At 60.6% G+C, this 20,998-nt stretch carries 18 protein-coding genes; 10 read left to right on the top strand and 8 right to left on the bottom strand.

The window, feature by feature from the left end:
- Nucleotides 1-24 precede the first annotated feature (24 nt).
- Nucleotides 25-1,119, top strand: coding sequence for an iron-sulfur cluster carrier protein ApbC (gene apbC, locus NN484_RS15550; RefSeq protein ID WP_127648296.1), 1,095 nt, complete (start codon nt 25-27; stop codon nt 1,117-1,119).
- 131 nt (nt 1,120-1,250) lie between these two features.
- On the opposite strand, the gene NN484_RS15545 is transcribed toward apbC, so the two are convergent.
- On the bottom strand, nt 1,251-2,009 hold the full coding sequence (locus NN484_RS15545) for an SDR family oxidoreductase (RefSeq protein ID WP_016773416.1): 759 nt from the start codon (nt 2,007-2,009) through the stop codon (nt 1,251-1,253).
- A 164-nt stretch (nt 2,010-2,173) separates the two neighbouring features.
- Between NN484_RS15545 and NN484_RS15540 the strand changes: the two genes are divergently transcribed.
- The 4 genes from NN484_RS15540 (at nt 2,174) to groL (ending at nt 5,695) form a co-directional block, all read left to right on the top strand.
- A complete protein-coding gene (locus NN484_RS15540) occupies nt 2,174-2,905 on the top strand; it encodes a HugZ family pyridoxamine 5'-phosphate oxidase (protein ID WP_274657441.1) in 732 nt (243 codons plus the stop codon).
- Between the two features lie 65 nt (nt 2,906-2,970).
- Nucleotides 2,971-3,447, top strand: a complete 477-nt coding sequence (locus NN484_RS15535; RefSeq protein ID WP_108588858.1) for an FxsA family protein — start codon at nt 2,971-2,973, stop codon at nt 3,445-3,447.
- A gap of 258 nt (nt 3,448-3,705) precedes the next feature.
- Nucleotides 3,706-3,999, top strand: a complete 294-nt coding sequence (locus NN484_RS15530; RefSeq protein WP_003227685.1) for a co-chaperone GroES — start codon at nt 3,706-3,708, stop codon at nt 3,997-3,999.
- Nucleotides 4,000-4,048: 49 nt separating this feature from the next.
- Nucleotides 4,049-5,695, top strand: a complete 1,647-nt coding sequence (gene groL / locus NN484_RS15525; RefSeq protein ID WP_123453761.1) for a chaperonin GroEL — start codon at nt 4,049-4,051, stop codon at nt 5,693-5,695.
- A 166-nt stretch (nt 5,696-5,861) separates the two neighbouring features.
- On the opposite strand, the gene NN484_RS15520 is transcribed toward groL, so the two are convergent.
- Together NN484_RS15520 and NN484_RS15515 are read right to left on the bottom strand one after the other, a co-directional pair.
- Complete coding sequence (locus tag NN484_RS15520) at nt 5,862-6,605, bottom strand: phosphatase PAP2 family protein (protein WP_215502270.1); 744 nt, start codon at nt 6,603-6,605, stop codon at nt 5,862-5,864.
- 55 nt (nt 6,606-6,660) lie between these two features.
- Nucleotides 6,661-8,607 carry an LTA synthase family protein gene (locus NN484_RS15515; protein ID WP_215502269.1) on the bottom strand — a complete coding sequence of 649 codons (1,947 nt, stop codon included), beginning with the start codon at nt 8,605-8,607 and terminating at the stop codon, nt 6,661-6,663.
- A gap of 203 nt (nt 8,608-8,810) precedes the next feature.
- Between NN484_RS15515 and NN484_RS15510 the strand changes: the two genes are divergently transcribed.
- The 5 genes from NN484_RS15510 to NN484_RS15490 all read left to right on the top strand — a co-directional run bounded on the left by NN484_RS15510 (nt 8,811) and on the right by NN484_RS15490 (nt 12,526).
- Complete coding sequence (locus NN484_RS15510) at nt 8,811-9,494, top strand: response regulator transcription factor (RefSeq protein ID WP_025111688.1); 684 nt, start codon at nt 8,811-8,813, stop codon at nt 9,492-9,494.
- On the top strand, nt 9,484-10,758 hold the full coding sequence (locus NN484_RS15505) for a sensor histidine kinase (RefSeq protein ID WP_127648302.1): 1,275 nt from the start codon (nt 9,484-9,486) through the stop codon (nt 10,756-10,758). Before NN484_RS15510 ends, NN484_RS15505 begins: the two co-directional genes overlap by 11 nt.
- Before the next feature lie 151 nt (nt 10,759-10,909).
- A complete protein-coding gene (locus NN484_RS15500; protein ID WP_127648303.1) occupies nt 10,910-11,578 on the top strand; it encodes a class I SAM-dependent methyltransferase in 669 nt (222 codons plus the stop codon).
- Between the two features lie 4 nt (nt 11,579-11,582).
- A complete protein-coding gene (locus NN484_RS15495) occupies nt 11,583-12,296 on the top strand; it encodes a lipopolysaccharide kinase InaA family protein (protein WP_127648304.1) in 714 nt (237 codons plus the stop codon).
- Nucleotides 12,297-12,298: 2 nt separating this feature from the next.
- The gene (locus tag NN484_RS15490) at nt 12,299-12,526 is read left to right on the top strand and encodes a hypothetical protein (RefSeq protein WP_127648305.1); all 228 of its coding nucleotides are present in this window, start codon (nt 12,299-12,301) and stop codon (nt 12,524-12,526) included.
- 170 nt (nt 12,527-12,696) lie between these two features.
- Here NN484_RS15490 and NN484_RS15485 read toward each other — a convergent pair whose 3' ends face one another.
- The 5 genes from NN484_RS15485 to NN484_RS15465 form a co-directional block, all read right to left on the bottom strand.
- On the bottom strand, nt 12,697-15,726 hold the full coding sequence (locus NN484_RS15485; protein WP_274657440.1) for a multidrug efflux RND transporter permease subunit: 3,030 nt from the start codon (nt 15,724-15,726) through the stop codon (nt 12,697-12,699).
- Between the two features lie 13 nt (nt 15,727-15,739).
- Nucleotides 15,740-16,888 carry an efflux RND transporter periplasmic adaptor subunit gene (locus NN484_RS15480; protein ID WP_127648307.1) on the bottom strand — a complete coding sequence of 383 codons (1,149 nt, stop codon included), beginning with the start codon at nt 16,886-16,888 and terminating at the stop codon, nt 15,740-15,742.
- Nucleotides 16,889-17,137: 249 nt separating this feature from the next.
- Nucleotides 17,138-18,238 carry a DUF1513 domain-containing protein gene (locus NN484_RS15475; protein WP_274657439.1) on the bottom strand — a complete coding sequence of 367 codons (1,101 nt, stop codon included), beginning with the start codon at nt 18,236-18,238 and terminating at the stop codon, nt 17,138-17,140.
- Between the two features lie 14 nt (nt 18,239-18,252).
- Nucleotides 18,253-19,317, bottom strand: a complete 1,065-nt coding sequence (locus NN484_RS15470) for an imelysin family protein (protein WP_215502950.1) — start codon at nt 19,315-19,317, stop codon at nt 18,253-18,255.
- A gap of 26 nt (nt 19,318-19,343) precedes the next feature.
- A complete protein-coding gene (locus NN484_RS15465; RefSeq protein ID WP_274657438.1) occupies nt 19,344-20,771 on the bottom strand; it encodes a di-heme oxidoreductase family protein in 1,428 nt (475 codons plus the stop codon).
- Nucleotides 20,772-20,998 lie beyond the last annotated feature (227 nt).

Below are 20,998 nucleotides of genomic sequence, written 5' to 3'. Positions count from 1 at the left end.
CCAGTCTTGTTATCGGAGTTGCCCATGAGTGCCGTCACTCGCGCAGCGGTGGAAGCCGTCCTCAGCCAATACACCGACCCTTACCTGAACCAGGACCCGGTCAGCGCCGGTTGCGTGAAGCACATCGAAATCGATGGCGACCGCGTCAAGGTTCAACTGGAAATCGGCTACGCCGCCGGTCTGTTCAAGAGCGGCTGGGCGCAACTGCTGCAACTGGCTATCGAAAACCTCGACGGCGTGGTCTCGGCCAAGGTCGAGGTCACCAGCGTGATCGCGGCGCACAAGGCCCAGGCACAGATCCCGGGGCTGGCCAACGTCAAGAACGTGGTCGCCGTGGCGTCTGGCAAGGGCGGCGTAGGCAAATCGACCACCGCCGCCAACCTCGCGCTGGCACTGGCCCGTGAAGGCGCCAAGGTGGGGATTCTCGACGCCGACATCTATGGCCCGAGCCAGGGCATCATGTTCGGCATTCCCGAGCGCACCCGTCCGGAGGTCAAGGACCAGAAGTGGTTCGTGCCGCTCAAGGCCCACGGTGTCGAAGTCATGTCGATGGCGTTTCTGACCGATGACAACACGCCGATGGTCTGGCGCGGGCCGATGGTCTCCGGCGCACTGCTGCAACTGGTCACGCAAACCGCGTGGGGCGATCTGGACTATCTGGTGATCGACATGCCGCCGGGCACTGGCGACATCCAGCTGACCCTGGCGCAAAAAGTCCCGGTGGCCGGTGCCGTGATCGTCACCACCCCGCAGGATCTGGCGCTGCTGGACGCCCGCAAAGGCGTGGAAATGTTCCGCAAGGTCAACATTCCGGTGCTGGGCGTGGTGGAGAACATGGCGGTGCACATCTGCTCGAACTGCGGGCATGCCGAGCATCTGTTCGGTGAGGGCGGTGGCGAGAAGCTGGCGACCCAGTACGGCGTTGAGCTGCTGGCCTCGCTGCCGTTGTCGATGCTGATCCGTGAGCAGGCCGATGGCGGCAAGCCGACGGTGATCGCCGAGCCGGACAGCCAGATCGCGATGGTCTATCAGGAACTCGCCCGCCACGTCGGCGCGCGCATTGTGTTGCAGGAAGCGGCGACACCGGCGATGCCGAATATCAGCATCAGCGACGATTGATCGACCAGCAACATTGAAAAACCTGTAGGAGTGAGCCTGCTCGCGATAGCGGATTAACATTCAACAGATGGGTTGAATGAATGAGCGTAATCGCGAGCTGGCTCACTCCTACAGTTGGTTTTGTGGGGGGCTTAGATGCGCAAGCCGCCATCCATCTCCAGAATCCGTCCGGTGTAGTAGTCGTTCTCGAAGATGTACGCCGCCGAATGGGCGATCTCTTCCGGCTTGCCCATGCGCTTGAGCGGAATCCCCGAGGTCATCTTCTCCAGCGCTTCGGGCTTCATGCCCAGGGTCATCTCGGTTTCGATAAAGCCCGGGGCAATGCCCGCCACGCGAATGCCGTAACGCGCCAGTTCCTTGGCCCAGGTCACGGTGGCTGCTGCCACGCCGGCCTTGGCGGCGGAATAGTTGGTCTGGCCGACGTTGCCGGCGCGGGAGATCGACGAGATGTTGATGATCGCGCCACTGTTCTTCAGCTCGACCATTTTCGCCGCGACTTCACGGGTGCACAGGAACACGCCGGTCAGGTTGACGTCGATGACCGCCTGCCACTGGGCCAGGCTCATCTTGGTCATTTCGCCGTCCTTGACCTTGAGCAGCAGACCATCGCGCAGGATCCCGGCGTTGTTGATCAGGCCATGGATCGCACCGAAGTCCTCGGCCACCTGGGCGACCATGTGCTCAACCTGTTCTTCATTGGCCACGTTGCACAGATAGCTGCGCGCCTCGACACCCTTGGCTTTGCAGGCTGCGACCGCGTCGTCGAGTTTTTCCTGATTCAGGTCCACCAGGGCCAGCTTCGCGCCTTTGCCGGCGAAATACTCGGCCATGGAACGGCCCAAACCCTGGCAACCGCCGGTGATAATGATTACTTTGTCGTTGAGTTGCATTCGCATGCCCCGATAGCCGGTCTGAGTGGTTTTTGTTGTGGACGACGCTCGATCTGCACCGAACGTGGCCTGGTTGCACATGAGCATTGCCCGATGGCGTGACCGGGACTTATCCCCAGGCGCCTGTCCGTTTTTTTGACGGATTCTATATAAGGAGTCATAAATTGAGCGTTGAAGCGGCCAAGAATGCCCGAGAATTGCTTCTCAAGGAATACCGTGGCGTATTGTCCACCCACTCCAAATCGATGCCCGGTTTCCCGTTCGGCTCCGTGGTTCCCTATTGCCTGGACGAGCAGGGCCGCCCGCTGATCCTGATCAGCCGCATCGCCCAGCACACTCACAACCTGCAGAAGGACCCAAAATGTTCGCTGCTGGTGGGCGAGCGTGAGGCCGACGACGTGCAGGCCGTTGGTCGCCTGACCTACCTGGCCGAAGCGCAAAAGCTCGAAGAGCCGATCGCCATTGAAGCGGCCGCCGAGCGTTATTACCGTTATTTCCCCGATTCGCAGAACTACCACAAGGCCCACGATTTTGACTTCTGGGTGCTCAACCCCGTGCGTCATCGCTACATCGGCGGTTTCGGCGCGATTCACTGGGTCGATCAACTGACCTTGGCCAACCCGTTTGCCGGCAAGGCTGAAATCAGCATGGTCGAGCACATGAACAGCGACCACGCCAAGGCCATCGCCCATTACGTGGAACTGGCCGGCCTGCCGCAAACCGTGCCGGCGCAACTGGCCGGGATCGACAGCGAAGGCATGCACCTGCGCATCGGTCAGGCGCTGTACTGGTTGCCGTTTCAAGCGCCTTGTCATACGCCGATACAAGTGCGCGAAGCCTTGGTTTCTCTGGCTCACGCCGAGGTCTGGCCAAAAAATGCGGTGACCGATGCTTGAATTCACGAAAGGGCGACGTCATCTAATGCTTACTGCAAGGCATTTCTTGCGTTGAGGAATCTTTGATGCGCCCTTTTTTGTTGCTCTTTCTGCTGTTTCCGGTGCTGGAGCTGTTCGTATTCGTCAAAGTGGCAGGGGCTATCGGGTTTTTCCCGGCCCTGCTGCTGATCATTCTCGGCTCGATGTTCGGCGTGTTCGTGCTGCGCGTCGCCGGTCTGGCCACGGCACTGCGTGCCCGTGAAAGCCTGAATCGCGGTGAACTGCCCGCGCAAACCATGCTTGAAGGCCTGATGCTGGCACTGGCCGGCGGCCTGCTGATCCTGCCGGGCTTCGTCAGCGACGTGGTCGGTCTGGTGATGTTGTTGCCGTTCACCCGCCGTCTGCTGGCGAATAAAATGCGCCAGCGCGCCGAGGAACAGGCGATTCGTCAGCGTGCCTTCGCCGATGACCTGCAACCGCGCGGCGGTCCTGCGCCGCGCCAGCCTCTGGGTCGTGAAGGTGATGTGATCGAAGGCGAGTTCGAACATCGCGACAGCAAGTAACCTCTGTATCGATACGGCACCTTCGGGTGCCGTTTCTTTATGCGCGGCATTCAAGGGGCAAATCGAGAAAAATTTTCTGCCCCCGCCCTTGTAATAAGCTTATGCGCCCTTATGTATCGGTCACCGAAAGGTTTCCGACATTTGAGTCGGACAGACTTCCGCGGCTCGCTCGACGAACCGCAACCGGCGCAGGCCGGATTTGTTAAACCCGCCGGGACTACACCGGCCGATGAAAACCACAATTAGGAGAGATCGACAATGAAGCTTCGTCCTCTGCATGACCGCGTCGTCATCCGTCGCAGCGAAGAAGAAAAGAAAACCGCTGGCGGTATCGTCCTGCCAGGTTCGGCTGCTGAAAAAGCCAACCACGGTGTGATCGTCGCTGCTGGCCCAGGCAAGACCCTGGAAAACGGTGAAGTGCGTGCGCTGGCCGTTAAAGTCGGCGACAAGGTTGTGTTCGGTCCTTACTCCGGCAGCAACACTGTGAAAGTCGACGGCGAAGACCTGCTGGTAATGGCTGAGAACGAGATTCTCGCCGTACTGGAAGGCTGATACCCCGCTCATTTTCCCGCTACTACAAAGTATTTAAGGAATATCGATCATGGCTGCTAAAGAAGTTAAGTTCGGCGATGCCGCCCGCTCCAAGATGCTTAAAGGCGTCAACGTTCTGGCTGACGCGGTAAAAGCGACCCTGGGCCCGAAAGGCCGTAACGTGATTCTCGAGAAGAGCTTCGGCGCTCCGACCATCACCAAGGACGGCGTTTCCGTCGCCAAGGAAATCGAACTCGAAGATCGCTTCGAAAACATGGGCGCGCAGCTGGTCAAAGACGTTGCCTCCCGTGCCAACGATGACGCCGGTGACGGTACGACCACTGCGACCGTTCTGGCTCAGTCGATCGTCAACGAAGGCCTGAAAGCCGTCGCTGCCGGCATGAACCCGATGGACCTCAAGCGCGGTATCGACAAAGCGACCATCGCGATCGTCAAAGAGCTGAAAGCCCTGTCCAAGCCATGCGCTGACACCAAGGCTATCGCTCAGGTAGGCACCATCTCCGCCAACTCCGACAACTCCATCGGCGACATCATTGCCGAAGCCATGGAAAAAGTCGGTAAAGAAGGCGTGATCACCGTTGAAGAAGGCTCGGGCCTGGAAAACGAACTGTCGGTTGTAGAAGGCATGCAATTCGACCGTGGCTACCTGTCCCCGTACTTCGTCAACAAGCCGGACACCATGGTTGCCGAGCTCGACGGCCCGCTGATCCTGCTGGTCGACAAAAAGATCTCGAACATCCGCGAAATGCTGCCAGTGCTGGAAGCCGTTGCCAAAGCCGGCCGCCCACTGCTGATCGTTGCCGAAGACGTTGAAGGCGAAGCCCTGGCGACGCTGGTAGTGAACAACATGCGTGGCATCGTTAAAGTCGCAGCCGTCAAGGCTCCAGGCTTCGGCGATCGTCGCAAGGCCATGCTGCAGGACATCGCCGTTCTGACCGGCGGTACCGTTATCTCCGAAGAGATCGGCCTGAGCCTGGAAAGCACCACTCTGGAACATCTGGGTAACGCCAAGCGTGTGACCCTGTCCAAGGAAAACACCATCATCGTTGACGGTGCTGGCGTTGAAGGCGACATCCAGGCGCGTATCGCTCAGATCCGTGCTCAGGTTGCTGAAACTTCCTCGGACTACGACCGTGAAAAACTGCAAGAGCGTCTGGCCAAGCTGTCCGGCGGCGTTGCAGTGATCAAGGTTGGCGCTGGTTCCGAAGTTGAAATGAAAGAGAAGAAGGCTCGCGTTGAAGACGCCCTGCACGCTACCCGTGCAGCCGTTGAAGAAGGCGTGGTACCTGGCGGTGGCGTTGCGCTGATCCGTGCTCTGGAAGCCCTGACCGAACTGACCGGCGACAACGCTGACCAGAACGTCGGTATCGCTGTGCTGCGTCGCGCTGTTGAAGCGCCGCTGCGTCAGATCGCTGCCAACTCCGGTGACGAGCCAAGCGTAGTCGTCAACGAAGTGAAGAACGGCAAAGGTAACTTCGGTTACAACGCTGCTTCCGGCGAATACGGCGACATGATCGAAATGGGCATCCTGGACCCAACCAAGGTCACCCGTTCCGCTTTGCAAGCTGCAGCCTCGATCGGCGGTCTGATCCTGACCACCGAAGCCGCTGTTGCTGATGCACCGAAGAAAGAAGGCTCGGCTGGCGGCGGTATGCCAGACATGGGCGGCATGGGTGGCATGGGCGGCATGATGTAAGCCAGCCTTACCCCTGTAACGAAAAACCCCGCCTGCGATGAGCAGGCGGGGTTTTTTATTGCCTCAGGAACGATCAAAAGGCAAAAGCTCGCAGCCTTCGACAGCCTCTGTGCGAGATAGATGAGCCTGTAGGCGCTGCCGAAGGGCGCGATTTTTCGAACTTCACTCAGGTAGTAACAGGTTGTGCCTTGACCGCCGCCTCTGCCTTCATTGCCGGGCGATACAGCAGCCAGTAATACGACCCCAGGCAAATCAGCCAGCAGAAGATCGCCGTCCACACGTTGTGCGAGAAGAAATGCGCGCCCTGCATCATTCGGCTGATCGAAAACACCGAACCCAGTGCGACGGCAAAGACCAACGCCTGGCGTGCAAGGCGCGGGCGCCGGTCTCGCAGCACGAAGAACAGCGCAAACAGGCTGAAGCCGGTGGAGGCGTGGCCGCCGGGCCAGCAGCGGCCGGGTTTGTCGGTCGGCGGGCGAGGCTCCAGCAGTTTGCTGTAGGTTTCGTGGCCGCCGAACTGCTCCAGACTCCACGGGCACTGCACGGCGGTGACTGTTTTCAGCGGGCTGACGAATGAGGTGGCGAGGCCGAGTGACAGCACCAGGCAGCCCAGTTCACGCTTGAATGGTTTGAGCCGTTGCAGAAAAAACGCCCCGATGAAGCCGAGTATGGCCAACACCGAAAATACGATCACCGCTTCTTTGGCGCGATCATGAAGGATGTCCTCAAGGAAGAAGCTGTAGCGCCCGATGAAATCGCCAGCGACCGGATCATAAAACACTCGGGCCAGAGCCATGTCCAGATCGGTCAGTTCCAGCAGCACCAGAATGATCGCCGCCGCAGCAGGAATGCCCAGGCAAAACCGCAAATTGAGGGGGCGGGAAGAGGGATGTACAGCGGATGATGACATGAGCCAATCCTGAATAAAGGAAAACGCCCCGGTGCATCAGCCCGGGGCGTTTCTGTTAACGGTCGCTGACTTGCGCAGCGTTGCCGGGGGTTTTCCAGCTCAACAACTGCTGTTTGAAGCCATAACTGGCGGTCTGGTAGTAGGTGATCGCACGGGTGATCAGCGGGTCGTCGCTGGTGACTCGCGACTCGCGGCTTTCGGTCAGCGCATCGTCATGCCGACGCAAGCCCTGGCGCGGACTGAGGATGGCCAGATCCTTGCCATCGAACAGACCCAGATGCTGGTAGTTGCCGACCACCACGCGCGGTGGCAGCGGGTTGTCCTGCAACAGGTTGCGGCCGAAGAACGTCGAGGTGTAATCCAGGTTCAGCAAGCCCAGCAGCGTCGGGGCCAGGTCGATCTGGCTGGCCAGTTGCGCGCTCTCGCGTGCCTCGATCATTTTCGGCGCGTAGATGAATAGCGGGATCTGATAGTTGGCGATCGGCAAGTCTTCTTTGCCGGCGCTGCCGGCGGTGTGGTCGGCGACGAAAATGAAGATCGTGTTGTCGAACCACGGTTTCTGCCGCGCCTGCTCGAGGAACTGTCCAATCGCATAGTCGGTGTACTTCACTGCACCATCACGACCGTTGCCGGACTTGATGTCGATCCGGTTGTCCGGATAGGTGTAAGGACGATGGTTGGACGTGGTCATCAACTGCAGCAAAAACGGTTGCTGCTTGGCGTAATCGGCATCCGCCAGCTTCAGGGTCTGGCGATACAGATCCTCGTCAGCCATGCCCCAGGCGTTCTTGAAGTGGATTTCGGCTTCATCGACGCTGCTCTGATCGACGACGCGATAACCGTTGCCGCTGAAGAACGCGTTCATGTTGTCGAAGTAACCGCGCCCGCCGTAGACGAACACACTGTCGTAACCCACGGCGCTCAGCTGTTGGCCAAGGCTGGCGAAACCGCTTTCACGGCCGATGCGCTTGACGATCGAGCGCCCCGGCGTCGGCGGGATGGCCAGGGTGATGGCTTCCAGACCGCGGTCGGTGCGGGTGCCAGTGGCATAGAAGTTATTGAAGTACAGGCTTTGCTTGCGCAAGGCGTCGAGGTTCGGCGTCAGGTTGCGACCGTCGCCGTTGCTGCCCAGGTACTTGGCGCTCAGGCTTTCGATGGTCACCAGCACAATGTTCGGTTTGCGCGCAGTGCCGGGATTGTCGATCATCCGGCGAATATCCTGCGGGTCCTGGCCGATGAAGCGGGCGTTGCTTTCACTCAGCTCGGCACGGATCTCACCAGCGACTTTTTCCGCAGGCAGGCTTTTGTAGAACTGGGTGTAGTCCAGTTCATTGTTACGGAACGCGGCGAAGAACTGGTATGGCCCGTTGCTGGCCAGTTCGTTCTGGTAAGCGTTGCCGCCCTGGGCGCGCGGGGCGTCCTGGCTGAGCAGTTGCAGGCTCAGCCCCGCGACGATCAGCAGGCCCAATGCGCTGAGCAGGCGTCCGCGCAGCGGTGGCAGCGGGGCATTCATGGCGGCATTGAACGGCTTGCGCAGGGCAAAACTGATCACCACAGCCAGTACCGCGAGGAGGCTCAGCAGTTTGCCGATCGGATACGACTCGAGGACGTTGTTCAACACCTCGTCGGAATACACCAGGTAATCGACGGCGATGAAGTTGAAGCGCACGCCGAACTCGTCCCAGAACAGCCATTCGGCCACCGCCACGAACAGCATGGCGAACAGGCTGATCGTCAGCAGGACGCGCAGGAACCCGCGATGCCCGCGACGACGCCACAGGCCCGGCGGGCAGAGCAACAGGTACAAGCCCATCGGCAGCGCCGCGTAAGCAAGGAACCCCAGGTCATACAGCGCGCCGATGCCAAACACGGAAAGGGCGAAGCCACCGGCCTCATCCAGGTGAGTCAGCAGCAAGACCGCTCGGGTCAGGAGAAAAATGACCAGCCAGGCGCCGGTGATCAGCAGCAGAAAGCGCATAGGCGCGGTCTTGAAAGAGTCCATTGTCTCGTTTTCCTTATATCAATGGCGCGCGAGTGTCGCGGCGCCACTGTAGTCAGGTTGTGAATCGATAGTGAAAACTTTGTTAAACATCTAATTTGGCTGTGCAAATGGATGTGCGCGCATGCCAGCGCTAGCCCTGAACCGGCGTTGGCCTTAAGCTGCGCGGGCCAAGACGGCCGTAACTGTGTACGGAGGAAATGCCAATGCGAATTCTATTGGTCGAAGACAACCGCGATATCCTGGCCAACCTGGCCGATTACCTGGGGCTCAAAGGCTATACCGTCGATTGCGCCCAGGACGGCTTGTCGGGCCTGCATTTGGCTGCCACCGAGCATTACGACCTGATCGTGCTCGACATCATGCTGCCGGGGATCGATGGCTACACCCTGTGCAAGCGCCTGCGTGAAGACGCCCGGCGCGACACACCGGTGATCATGCTCACCGCCCGCGATCAACTGGACGACCGCCTGCAGGGCTTCAAGTCCGGGGCCGACGATTACCTGGTCAAACCGTTTGCGCTGTCCGAGCTGGCGGCGCGGGTCGAGGCGGTCATGCGCCGCACCCAGGGCGGCGGACGCCGTGCGCTGCAGGTCGGCGACCTGACCTACGACCTCGATACCCTCGAAGTGACCCGCGAGGGCAAGCTGCTCAAGCTCAACCCGGTCGGCCTGAAACTGCTGGCGGTGTTGATGCAGAAGAGCCCGCACGTGCTGCGTCGGGAAATCCTCGAAGAAGCGCTGTGGGGCGATGACTGCCCGGACAGCGACAGCTTGCGCAGCCATGTCCACCAATTGCGTCAGGTGATCGACAAGCCCTTCGCCAAACCGTTGCTGCAAACCGTGCACGGTGTGGGTTACCGCCTGGCCGAGGGGCGTGATGGAGTTTAAGCAAAGCCTTTCGCAGCGGATCATCATCGCCTTTGCGCTGATGAGTGCGCTGGTGGCCGGCGCCTTCGCCATGGGCATTGTGGCGACCGTGCACCTGGTGGAGGAAAAACTGATTTCGGCAGGGCTGGGCGGCGATCTGCAACGTCTGCTGCTGATGGACAGCGTGTCGGACTGGAGCCATCGCCCGGAACCGGACCAGTTGTTCTATTTCAGTGGCGGCCCGGGTGATTTCGAGCTGCCCAAGGATCTGCGCCACCTCGATGCGGGGTTCCACGAAGTCTTCCGCGAACAGCTGTCGTATCACGCGATGGTCGAGATCGTCGATGGTCGCCGCTACGTGCTGCTGCAGGATCAAAGCGATTTCGAGGAGCGCGAACGCGTGCTGTTCGCCGTGGTGCTGGTGGGCTTCGTGCTCAGTCTGGCGCTGGCGGTGTTCCTCGGCTGGGTGTTGGCGCGCAAGGTCATGGCGCCAGTGGTGCGACTGGCGCGGCAAGTGCGTCACCGCGATCAACTGCTCGGCCTGGCACCACCGCTGGCTCCGGATTACGCGGCTGACGAAGTCGGCGAACTGGCGGTGGCGTTCGATGCCACGCTCGGGCGTCTGCGTCAGGCGCTGACCCGCGAGCGGTTGTTCACCAGCGACGTCAGCCACGAACTGCGCACGCCGTTGATGGTGTTGGCCAGTTCCTGCGAATTACTTTTGGAAAACCCGGGGCTGGATCAGCGTGGCCGGGCCCAGGTCGAGCGTATCGCCCGCGCCAGCGAGGAAATGCGCGAGCTGGTGCAGACCTTCCTGATGCTCGCCCGCGCCCAGCGTGAAGACGCCGGTTCCGCGCCGCAGCAGAACCTCACTCAAGTGGCCGATGGCCTGTTGAGTATCTGGCGCGAACCGATCGAGTCCAAAGGGCTGCGTCTGATGTTCGAGCCGGGCAACCCGCCGGCCACCTGCTTCAATGCCACTCTGCTTGGCGCCGTGATGGGCAATCTGCTGCGCAATGCCTGCCACTACACCGAGCAGGGATTCATTCGCCTGACACTCAACCACAACGGGTTTGTCGTCGAGGATTCGGGCGTCGGCATTCCCGAGGAAAAACGCGAAGCCATGTTCCAACCCTTTGTGCGCGGCAGTGAAAAGCGCGGCGAAGGCCTTGGGCTGGGCTTGTCGCTGGTGCAGCGGATCTGCGAGAACCAGGGCTGGGAGGTGACGTTGAGCACCATGGAGCCCAATGGTTGCCGCTTCGAGGTGACGCTGGGGCTGCGCTGAGCCCCATTGATGGCCCCGCGCTATTGCTTTCTCCTTGTAAAACCCTGTAATAGTTTGTTGGTTTACCTGACGTATTTTTCACAAAGTGACGACCTGACGCTGACATACCGCTACCTATGGTAGGGGTATCAGTAATTCAGGAGCCGTGATAATGAGCAGACCGATCAAGCTCGATTTTTCCGAAAAGTATGATGACCAGCATGCGCAAAAATATTTGCGCAAGCATCAGGACGGTCTCGGTCGTCGGTTGTCTCACTGGCGGGACGAGCAGTTGGCCCGCAAGGCCCTGACACTGGCCGGCGAGCCGGGGTTGGTTCTGGATCTGCCGTGCGGAGCAGGGCGTTTCTGGCCGTTACTGGCGGAAAAGCCCAACCGGGTGATCATTGGCGCGGACAATTCCGAATCCATGATCAAGACTGCGATGCAGTCGCAACCGGCCGACGTGGTGAAACGGGTACAACCTTTGCACACGTCAGCGTTCGACATTGCCCTGCCAGATAACGCCGTCGACAGCATTTTCTGCATGCGATTGCTGCACCACATCGGTGACGCCGAGCATCGGCGGGCGATTTTGCGCGAATTCGAGCGTGTCACCCGCGACAGCGTCATCATTTCGTTGTGGGTAGACGGTAATTTCAAGGCCTGGAAACGCAAACGCGCCGAGAAGCGTCGTGGGCAGGAAGGTTACCAGAACCGATTTGTGTTACCGGCTGTGACAGTGGAAAAGGAATTCGAAGAGGCAGGTTTTCGCATTCAGGAACAACTGGACTTTATTCCGCTCTATGCCATGTGGCGGGTTTACGTATTACGCAAGAGGTAACAGGATGGCGGTGCAAATAGCAGCAGAAACGGAAGTCGCTCCCCAGGATCGCTTCGACTACTACTGGAACCAGCGCGGTGAATGGGTGGAAGAACCCAATGTACGCCGTGGCGGGGAAAGTGGTGTGCAACGAGTCATGGGCCGTGACGGCCAGTTACTGTATGCCAAGCGCCAGACCGGACATATCTATCGCAGCTGGCTGCATCCTTTCGGCCGCCCGACGGTATTGCGTGAGCTGGATGCCCTGACCGGCGTCAGCCGGCTCGGCGTGCGTGTACCGCAAATCGTGTTCTGCGGAGCGCAGCCTGATCCGCAATACAAATGGCGTGCCCTGCTGGTGACCAAGTCGCTGGACGGTTTCGACGAACTCGAAAAATGGGAAGCCGCTGGCGGTCGTGCCCAATACGGCGAAGCCGTCTATGAACGCGTCCTCAAAGACCTGGCGCAAAACCTGGCGCGCATGCACAAGGGCCGTTGGCAGCACAGCTGCATCTATATCAAACACGTCTTTGTACGGGTGACTGGCGAGGGTGATTCGGCTCAGGTCGAAGTGGCATTGATCGATCTGGAAAAATGCCGCCAGCGTCTGACCGCTTATCGCGCGGCCTCCCATGATATGAAGCAATTGCGTCGCCATTCGTCGTTCAGCGACACGGACTGGAAAAAACTCGTCTACTTTTATGAGACGGCGTTTGGCAGCGCTATCAAAGGTTTATAGCGATGAAACTCGAAATTGCACGAGGTTTGTTTTTGGTTGGAGCCTTGGCAGTTGCTTCATTGGCGGTGGCGGCCTGGGAGCAGCCCCGCATGCAGGTGATCGGTGCGACCACGGCCGATGCTCACTGCGCAGTACCACGGGTGGCGAAAGCCTCCGTGGCCACTAAACCTGATCATGATTTGTTGCTGTTCATGTTTGGACTTTCTCAAGGGATGAGGCCACAGAGTTGAACCGATTGAAGCCCAAATAAAAGGCCTCGCAGATGCGAGGCCTTTTTTTATGGTGAATGAAAATCCCCTTTGTAGGAGCTGCCGCAGGCTGCGATCTTTTGACCCTGATCTTGGCTTCTAAAAACAAAATCAAAAGATCGCAGCCTGCGGCAGCTCCTACAGGGTCTAGGTCATGGTTTCGGATCAGGTTTGGCCAGCAGGGTGTAGATGCACGGCAGCACGAACAGCGTAAACAACGTGCCGATCGACATCCCGGTAGCAATCACCATCCCGATATCGAAGCGGCTGACCGCACCCGCACCCGTCGCCAGAATCAACGGCACCATGCCGAACACCATCGCCGCCGTCGTCATCAACACCGGCCGCAGACGAATCGCTGCGGCTTCTTCGACCGCCTCGCGCGCGGTCAGGCCTTTGTCCTTGCGCAACTGGTTGGCGAACTCAACGATCAGGATCCCGTGCTTGCTGATCAGCCCGATCAGCGTCACCAGCCCGACCTGGGTGTAGATGTTCATGCTTGACCAGCCAAGGAACAATGGAATCAGCGCACCGCAGATCGACAGCGGCACCGTCACCAGAATCACCAACGGGTCGCGGAAGCTCTCGAACTGCGCCGCCAGCACCAGGAAAATGATCGCCAGCGCGAGAGCGAAGGTCACCCACAGGGCGCTGCCTTCCTGCACGTATTGGCGCGAGGCGCCGCCATAGTCGAAGGCAAACCCGGCTGGTGCTTCTTCCCGGGCGATCTGCAACACGGTGTCGATTGCTTCACCCATGCTGACCAACGGGAATCCGGAGATCTTCGCGGCGTTGAGTTGCTGGAACTGGTTGAGCTGGCGCGGTCGCGCCCGATCAGTGACCTTGATCAGGGTCGACAGCGGCAGCAGCTCGCCCTGGGTGTTTTTCACGTAGTAATTATTCAACCAGCCGGGGTTCTCGCGAAACGGTCGTTCGACCTGGGCAATCACCTTGTAGCTGCGACCTTCAATGGTGAAACGGTTGATTTCCGCCTCGCCCAGCAGTGTCGCCAGGGTGCCGCCGAGGTCGAGCATCGACACGCCCATCTGCGCGGCTTTGGCGCGGTCGATGTCGACCACCACTTCGGGCTTGTCGAACGCCAGGTCGAGGTCGACGAAGGCGAACTTGCCGGACTCCATGGCGCGCTTCTTGATCCGGTCGGCCACTTGCAACAGCAACTCGTAGTCATTGGCGGTGTTGATCACGAACTCGAACGGCAAGCCCTCACCGGTGCCGGGCAGGGAGGGCAGGTTGAAGCCGAAGATCTGCAGGCCCGGGATGGCGCCCAGTTTGCCTTGCACCTCGGGCAGGATTTGCATCTGGGTGCGGCTGCGCTCGTTCCACGGCTTGAGCAGAAAGCCGCCGATGCCCGATTGCACGCCGTTGTAGCCGTTGATCTGGAACGAGGAGTAGTACTCCGGAAACTCCTTGAAGATCTTGATGAATTCATCGGTGTAGGTGCTCAGGTAATCGAGGTTGGTTGGCTGCGGGGCGTTGGCCATCATGAAGATGATGCCCTGATCCTCATCCGGCGCCAGTTCCGACTTGGTGAACTTGAGGAACACCGGGATCAGGCACAGCACGATCACAGCAAATACCAGCACCACCGGACGGGTGTTGAGCGTGCCGTGCAACACGCTCTGATAGCGGCGTTTGAGGCCGTCGAAGATGCGGTCGAGTCGATGCGCCAGGCCACTGGGATTTTCCTCGTGGCGCAACAGCAGGGCGCACATCATCGGCGACAGGGTCAGGGCGACGATCCCGGAAATCACTACGGCGCCGGCCAGAGTCAAGGCGAACTCCTTGAACAAGGCCCCGGTCAGTCCGGTGAGGAAACCGATCGGCGCATACACGGCCGCCAGGGTGATGGTCATCGAGACCACCGGCATGGCGATTTCCCGGGCGCCTTGCAGTGCGGCCTCCAGCGGCGTCTTGCCTTCCTCGATATGGCGGTGGATGTTCTCCACCACGACAATCGCGTCGTCCACCACCAGCCCGATCGCCAACACCATCGCCAGCAGGGTCAGCAGGTTGATCGAGTAACCCATCATCTGCATGAAGAACATCACGCCGATCATCGACAGCGGGATGGTCACCACCGGGATTACCACAGAGCGCAGTGCACCGAGGAACAGGAACACCACCACAATCACGATCAGCACCGCTTCGAACAGGGTTTTCACCACTTCGTCGATGGAGGCCTGAATGAACAGGGTGGCGTCGTAGGCGATCTCGCTCTTGAGGTTGGGCGGCAACTGGGCTTCGAGTTCCGGCATCAGCTTGCGCACTTCCCGGATCACGTCCAGCGGGTTGGCCCCGGGCGTGGCCTTGATGCCGATGTACACCGATGGCGTGCCGCCGAACGAGCTGATCGAATCGTAGTTTTCCGCGCCCATCTCGACCCGCGCCACATCGCTGAGCAGCACGCGGCTGTCGCCACTGACCTTGAGCGGAATCGCGGCGAAGGCTTCGGCGGATTTAAGCTCGGTGTTGGCGTTGATACTGGTGACCACGTACTCGCCCTTCACCTCGCCGGCGGCGGAGAGGAAGTTGTACTGGCGCACCGCGTTGGTCACGTCACTGGCGCTGAGACCGAGGCCGGCGAGCTTCACCGGGTCGAGCCACAGGCGCATGGCGAATACCTGATTGCCGAGAATTTCCGCCTCGGCCATGCCCGGCAGGGTCGCAAGTTTTGGCTGGATCACCCGCGACAGATAGTCGGTGATTTGCGGGTTGCTCAAGTCCTTGCTGAAGAAGCTGATGTACATCAGCGCCGAAGCGTCGGCCGATTCCTTGCTCAGCACCGGGTCTTCGGCGTCCTGCGGCAGCTTGTTTTTCACCTCGTTGGCCTTGGCCAGCAGTTCGGTGAACAGACGGTCGGTGTTGGAGCCGATACGCGCGTAGATCGAGATCACCGAGAAGTTCTGCCGGCTGACCGAGGTCATGTAGTCGATGCCCTCGGCGCTCGCCAGGCTCTGCTGCATCGGCTGGGTGATATAGCCCTGAATGGTCTCGGCGTTGGCCCCGGGGTAGGCGGTGGTCACCGTGATCAGGGCGTTTTCCATTTGCGGATATTGGCGCAGCGGCAGTTTGCTCCAGGCCTGGAAACCCAGCAGCACAATCAGCAGGCTGACCACGGTGGCGAGCACCGGGCGGCGGATGAACGGATCGGTAAAAGCCATGGGGATTCCTTGATCAGTCGGCGCGAGGCGGACTGTTCTGCTCGCCGAGGGTCTTGTCGTCGCTGATGGCAATGTGCGCGCCGTTGTCCAGTTTGATCTGGCCGGCGGTCACCACTTGTTCGCCGTTCTGCACGCCCTTGTTGATCATCACCAGGCCATCGCGGCGTTCGCCGGTCTCGATGAAGCGGCGCTCGGCGATCAGCACCGGCTGGCCCTTGTCGTCTTTTTCGACGCTGCCGTCCTCGGCCTTCTTTTGCCCGACCACGTACAGCGAGTTGCCGTAGAGGGTGTAGGTGATCGCGCTTTCCGGCACCACGATGTGTTTCTGCGGATCGGGCAGCAACACCTCAAGACTGGCGAACATGCCCGGCAGCAGCTTGCCGTCGGGGTTGGCCAGGGTCGCGCGAACCAGAATGTTGCGCGTGGTGCTCTCGACAATCGGGTTGATCGCGCTGATGGCACCGGGGAAATTCTGGCCGGGATAGGCCGCGACGCCGATCTGCACCGGTTGGCCGATCGCCAGTTTCGGTATCGACTGCTCGGGCACGTAGAAGTCGGCGTAGAGGCTGCTCAGATCCTGCAGCGTGGCGATTTTGGTGCCGCTGGCGAGGTAGTCGCCGATGTCGACATGACGGATGCCGATGGTGCCGCTGAACGGCGCGACCATGCGCTTTTTCGCCAGCGCTGCATTGAGCTGGTTCACCGTGGCCCGTTCCTTTTGCAGAACCGCCGAGAGCCGGTCGTATTCACCTTTGGAAATGGCCCGACTGTCGATCAACTGGCTGCCACGCCCGAAGTCCAGTTGCGCCAAGCCCAGGTCGGCTTTGGCGGTTTCCAGCAGGGCGGCTTCGACGGCGCTGTCGAGTTGCAGCAACGGTTGCCCGGCCTTGACCTTCTGCCCGGATTCGAATTTGAGTTCAGTGACGGTGCCGGCGACTTCCAGACTCAGCTCGACGCCTTGCAAGGCCTTCAGCGAGCCGACGGTGGGCAGGCGCATCTGCCACGGCCGTTCGGTGGCGCTGGCCACGGCGACGCTGATCGGCGGTTTGGGTTTGGAAAAGCCTTGGATCATGGTGTAGATCGAAAAGGCTTTGTACCCGCCCAATACCAGGACGACCAGCAAGACAACACCCAACATGATCAGCATGCGGCGACGCAGCATATTTTCCAGTTCCTTGGATAAATCAGGTGAGACAGTCGGGCACATTACTCCGAGTCAGGTGCGGATTCCAACTGGCAGTTTTTGCAGGGTATGAAGGGAAACCTGTGGCGAGGGGGCTTGCCCCCGTTCGGCGGCGCAGCCGTCGTCAAACCTGCAATCCCGGTATCACTGAATGTAGATGGGGTCGCTGCGCAACCCACCGGGGGCAAGCCCCCTCGCCACAGGTAAGGCGTTATCTTTGAGAGGGGGTTATGCCATCAAGTGCAGATGGTTGTCCCAAAGCCCCGCCGGCAGATCCAGCGGTTTGGCCAGCAGTTCATCCTGGCGGCAATCGTAGTAACGGCAACGGCCTTGGCCCGAGGTCACGACGAAGCCGTCCTGCACCGCACCGACGCCGGCGCAATCGGGCAATGGGGCGTCGAGGCGCACTTCGCCGCTGTCCAGGTCCCAGATGAAGAACCTGTTGCCGCGCGGCGCGGTCAGTGCCACCAGGCGCAGCTCGCTGTGCACGGCGACGCTGGCGGTGTAGTGCCCCATCGACTGCAACTGATGATCCGGCACCGGGAACGCCACGAACGGCTGGCCCGGACGCTTGATCGCCAGCAGCTCCGAACGCTCGTGGGACACGCCCATGAACTGCTGACCAGCAACGATGGTACCGTCGCTGGCAATCCCCAGATGGCGCACGCTGTTCATTTGCTGGGCGAGAGTTTCCTTGCTCAGCAGGGTGCCGTCGCGCTGCATCAGCACCAGGCTCGGTTCCATGGCGTTGAGGTTCATGTCGACGCGGCTTTCCGCCTCGGTACGAATCCCGCCGTTGGCCACCACCAGGGTTTCGCCATCGGGCATCCACGACACCTGATGCGGCCCCAGGCCATGGGTGGAAATCTCGCCGCTGTGCACCAGCCGCTCGCCTTCGAACCTGTACACCCCAAGCAGGCCGCGACCCGGATCGGTGGTGTCGTTCTCGGTGGCGTACAGGTACTCACCGTCCTTGTGCACCACCGCGTGGCCGTAGAAGTGCCGGTTCGGCTGCGACGTCACGGTTTGCAGCAAGGCCCCGTCACGCAGGTCGATCAGGTAGCTTTCGGTGCCCGGGCGGCGGGCGACGAACAGCGCGATCGGCAGCGTCGGGTGGTTGATGATGTCGTGACAGCGTTGGCCGACCTCGGTGGCGAACACCCGGGTGCCGTCCAGCCGATAGCCGACGGCGTAGTGCCTGCCATCGGTGTCATCTCGCGCCGAGAGCAACAGTGGGCTCTGATCCTTGCGCTTGAACAGCGTCCAGCCGCCCAGTGTCACTGCTCCCAGCAGCAAACTACCTAAAGTCAGAGCCTGGCGTCGCAGCATGGCACTTGCCCTCATCAGTCACCGTCGTTGGCGTTGAAGCCCAGTTGAATGCCCAGCGCTTTGGCCAGTTCGCCTTCGTGCAGGCGATGGACGACGTTGAGGCTGTCGTAGAGGTCGTTGAGTTGCTGGCGACCAGCGTCGTCGGCGAGCATTTCGGTCAGCGAGCGCTGAGTGCTGCCGAACAGTTCCAGCGACGCGGCGTAGGCGGCGTCGATTTTGTCTGCCAACGGTTTCTGCTCGGCCGGCAACAGACCGCGCAGGCCTTTGTTGTCGACGCCTTCCCAGACGGTTTTGGCCGCGGCAAGGCTGGCTTCCAGCGCGGTCAGCGACGACTGGCTGCGCCATGCATCCGCCTGGAACGGCTGCGGCACACCCTTGCTCTGGCGGCCCATCGGCGTGCCGAGTTTTTTCTTCAGGGTGTCGAGGGCGGTGACCTGCACACGCAGCAGATCGGCGATCGCTTCGTGGGAGTCGGCGTAGCGCTGGTTAGGGAACTTGCTCATCTGCGCGAGCATGCCGTCGGTGTTGTTCCAGCTTTGCAGAATCTCTTCGGCCAGTTGCTTCTGACGCTCGCCGATGGCGATCAGCAGTGGGCAGTATTTGGCTTTTTGTTCAGCGTTGGCGACGTCCGGCTTTTCATCGAACAGGATGTATTCGTAAGCCGACAGGCCCTGAACCACCACGCTCGATTTGGCCAGGGCGGCGGCATCGATCTGCGGCTGGGCGACGACCAGTTGCTCGACCTGACGGCCGACGAGGTTCTTCTTGTCCGGCCAGAACTGCACCTGCCACGAACGGTTGCCCTCGGCCAGCGGCCCGATCAGCAGCGGTTGCAGCTCGGCCCAGGCTTTCTGCGCATGCAGGAAGTCGGCGCGGGCGGTTTCCAGGGTTTCCTTGCCCTGGCAGTAGGCGAGGGCGCTGACGGCCAGTTGCTTGTCGGCTTCGACCCAACGGGTGTAGGTCGGCAGGATCACCGATTTGGCGATGGCCGCCGAGGTGACTGCTTGCGGATCCTGCGGCGAGCAGGCGCCGAGGGCGAGCGCGGCAAGGCTGGTGAACAACAACTTGGGACGGAACATGTCGGGCTCCCGATTCTTTTAAGTGTTTAAAGTGAGTTCAAGAACGCCAGCAGCGCGGCACGCTGTTCGGCGTTGAAAGACAAAACCTGTTGCTGCGCCTTCTGCGCTTCGCCGCCATGCCAGAGCACGGCTTCGAGCAGATTGCGGGCGCGGCCGTCATGCAGAAACTGAGTGTGGCCACTGACCGCCTGCGTCAGGCCGATCCCCCACAACGGCGGGGTGCGCCAGTCGCGGCCGGAAGCCTGGAATTCAGTGCGGTTGTCGGCCAGACCGTCGCCCATGTCATGCAGCAGCAGATCGCTGTACGGGCGAATCACTTGATTGGCCAGTTCAGGTTCGGCGGCGTTGGCGGCGGTGGTGTATTGGGGGGTGTGACAGGACTGGCAGCCCGCCTGGAAAAACAGGTTCTTGCCGGCCAGTACGTGTTCGTCGTTGACGCCACGGCGCGCCGGCACCGCGAGGTTGCGGGTGTAGAACAGCACCAGGCGCAGGATGTTGTCGCTGACTTCCGGCTCGCCATCCGGGCCATTGCCGTTGGGCGCCTGTTTGCAGGCGGTTTGCGTGTCGGTGCAGTCATCGAAGGGCCTCAGGCGGGTGGTGAGGCCCATGTCGCCGGAAAACGCGTGAACATTCTGCTGATTGAGATTCGGTTGCCCGGCTTTCCAGCCAAATCGACCGATGACGGTTTTCTGTAGCTCATCGTCCCAGACCCGATTCGGCCGGCCATTGATGCCGTTGTTTGCCTTGGCCTGCGCGGCGGCGTTGGCGAGGATCGCCTCTTGCGGGATGGCTTCGAGCAGGCCGAGGCCGATCATCGGCGGCGCGACACGGGCCGAGAAGCGCGTGTCCGGGTGCATCGGGCCGTAGCCCAATTGCGTGAATTGCAGAACCGGTTTGCGCAGCTCCACTTCGGTGCCGTCCTTGAAGCGGATCGGCAGCGGGGTGTACTCGACGCGCACCTTGCCTTCCGGCGTGACCCCGGGCACCGCCATGTCCTGAAACTGGCCGCCGTAGACCGGCTCCGGCACTACGCCGACTTGCTCGATGACTTTGACATAGGCCGGCGAATCGGGAATCGACAGGCGCACCAGCATCGACACTGCGTTCGCCGCATCCGGTGCTGGCGGGTGGCCGCGACCGTCCTTGATGTGGCAGTTCTGGCAGGCGTTGGTGTTGAACAACGGACCGAGGCCATCGCGGGCGGTGGTGGTCGACGGTGCGATCACCCAGGGGCTGCGGAAGAAGCTGTTGCCGACACTGAAATCGACCCGGCGCGACGGCGGCAGATTGGCCGAAGGCAGGGAGAATGCATTCTGATCGGTCTTGCGCACGGTCGCCGCGCCGCCCGAACGCGCTTCACCGGGCTCAGCCTTGGTAAAGCGCGGGGCGTCATCGCAGGCACTCAGGCCCAGGGCCAGAATCAGTGCGGACAAGCGAAGAGGCAGCGAGGGCATCAGACATCCTGCGAAGGGGCGAAAACAAAGGCGCAAAGTCTAACAGGGCGAGGGAGTTTGAATAAGAGGAATTATCGTTTGCTTGATATGGAACAACTCTGAAGGCCCCTGCAAATCCTCTGTAGGAGCTGCCGCAGGCTGCGATCTTTTGATCTTGATCTTAAAAAGCAAAATCAAAAGATCGCAGCCTGCGGCAGCTCCTACATGGGAATGTGTTTGGCAGGCAT

Source organism: Pseudomonas serboccidentalis (assembly GCF_028830055.1).
GTDB lineage: Bacteria > Pseudomonadota > Gammaproteobacteria > Pseudomonadales > Pseudomonadaceae > Aquipseudomonas > Aquipseudomonas serboccidentalis.
Note: the sequence above shows the minus strand (reverse complement) of the source record. Positions and strands in the feature narration are given on the sequence as shown.

Bases quoted from the DNA above. Each gene is read 5' to 3' on its own strand.
- apbC (WP_127648296.1), top strand. From the start codon at position 25: ATGAGTGCCGTCACTCGCGCAGCGGTGGAAGCCGTCCTCAGCCAATAC.
- NN484_RS15545 (WP_016773416.1), bottom strand. From the start codon at position 2,009: ATGCAACTCAACGACAAAGTAATCATTATCACCGGCGGTTGCCAGGGT.
- NN484_RS15535 (WP_108588858.1), top strand. From the start codon at position 2,971: ATGCGCCCTTTTTTGTTGCTCTTTCTGCTGTTTCCGGTGCTGGAGCTG.
- NN484_RS15530 (WP_003227685.1), top strand. From the start codon at position 3,706: ATGAAGCTTCGTCCTCTGCATGACCGCGTCGTCATCCGTCGCAGCGAA.
- groL (WP_123453761.1), top strand. From the start codon at position 4,049: ATGGCTGCTAAAGAAGTTAAGTTCGGCGATGCCGCCCGCTCCAAGATG.
- NN484_RS15520 (WP_215502270.1), bottom strand. From the start codon at position 6,605: ATGTCATCATCCGCTGTACATCCCTCTTCCCGCCCCCTCAATTTGCGG.
- NN484_RS15515 (WP_215502269.1), bottom strand. From the start codon at position 8,607: ATGGACTCTTTCAAGACCGCGCCTATGCGCTTTCTGCTGCTGATCACC.
- NN484_RS15510 (WP_025111688.1), top strand. From the start codon at position 8,811: ATGCGAATTCTATTGGTCGAAGACAACCGCGATATCCTGGCCAACCTG.
- NN484_RS15505 (WP_127648302.1), top strand. From the start codon at position 9,484: ATGGAGTTTAAGCAAAGCCTTTCGCAGCGGATCATCATCGCCTTTGCG.
- NN484_RS15500 (WP_127648303.1), top strand. From the start codon at position 10,910: ATGAGCAGACCGATCAAGCTCGATTTTTCCGAAAAGTATGATGACCAG.
- NN484_RS15495 (WP_127648304.1), top strand. From the start codon at position 11,583: ATGGCGGTGCAAATAGCAGCAGAAACGGAAGTCGCTCCCCAGGATCGC.
- NN484_RS15490 (WP_127648305.1), top strand. From the start codon at position 12,299: ATGAAACTCGAAATTGCACGAGGTTTGTTTTTGGTTGGAGCCTTGGCA.
- NN484_RS15485 (WP_274657440.1), bottom strand. From the start codon at position 15,726: ATGGCTTTTACCGATCCGTTCATCCGCCGCCCGGTGCTCGCCACCGTG.
- NN484_RS15480 (WP_127648307.1), bottom strand. From the start codon at position 16,888: ATGCTGCGTCGCCGCATGCTGATCATGTTGGGTGTTGTCTTGCTGGTC.
- NN484_RS15475 (WP_274657439.1), bottom strand. From the start codon at position 18,238: ATGCTGCGACGCCAGGCTCTGACTTTAGGTAGTTTGCTGCTGGGAGCA.
- NN484_RS15470 (WP_215502950.1), bottom strand. From the start codon at position 19,317: ATGTTCCGTCCCAAGTTGTTGTTCACCAGCCTTGCCGCGCTCGCCCTC.
- NN484_RS15465 (WP_274657438.1), bottom strand. From the start codon at position 20,771: ATGCCCTCGCTGCCTCTTCGCTTGTCCGCACTGATTCTGGCCCTGGGC.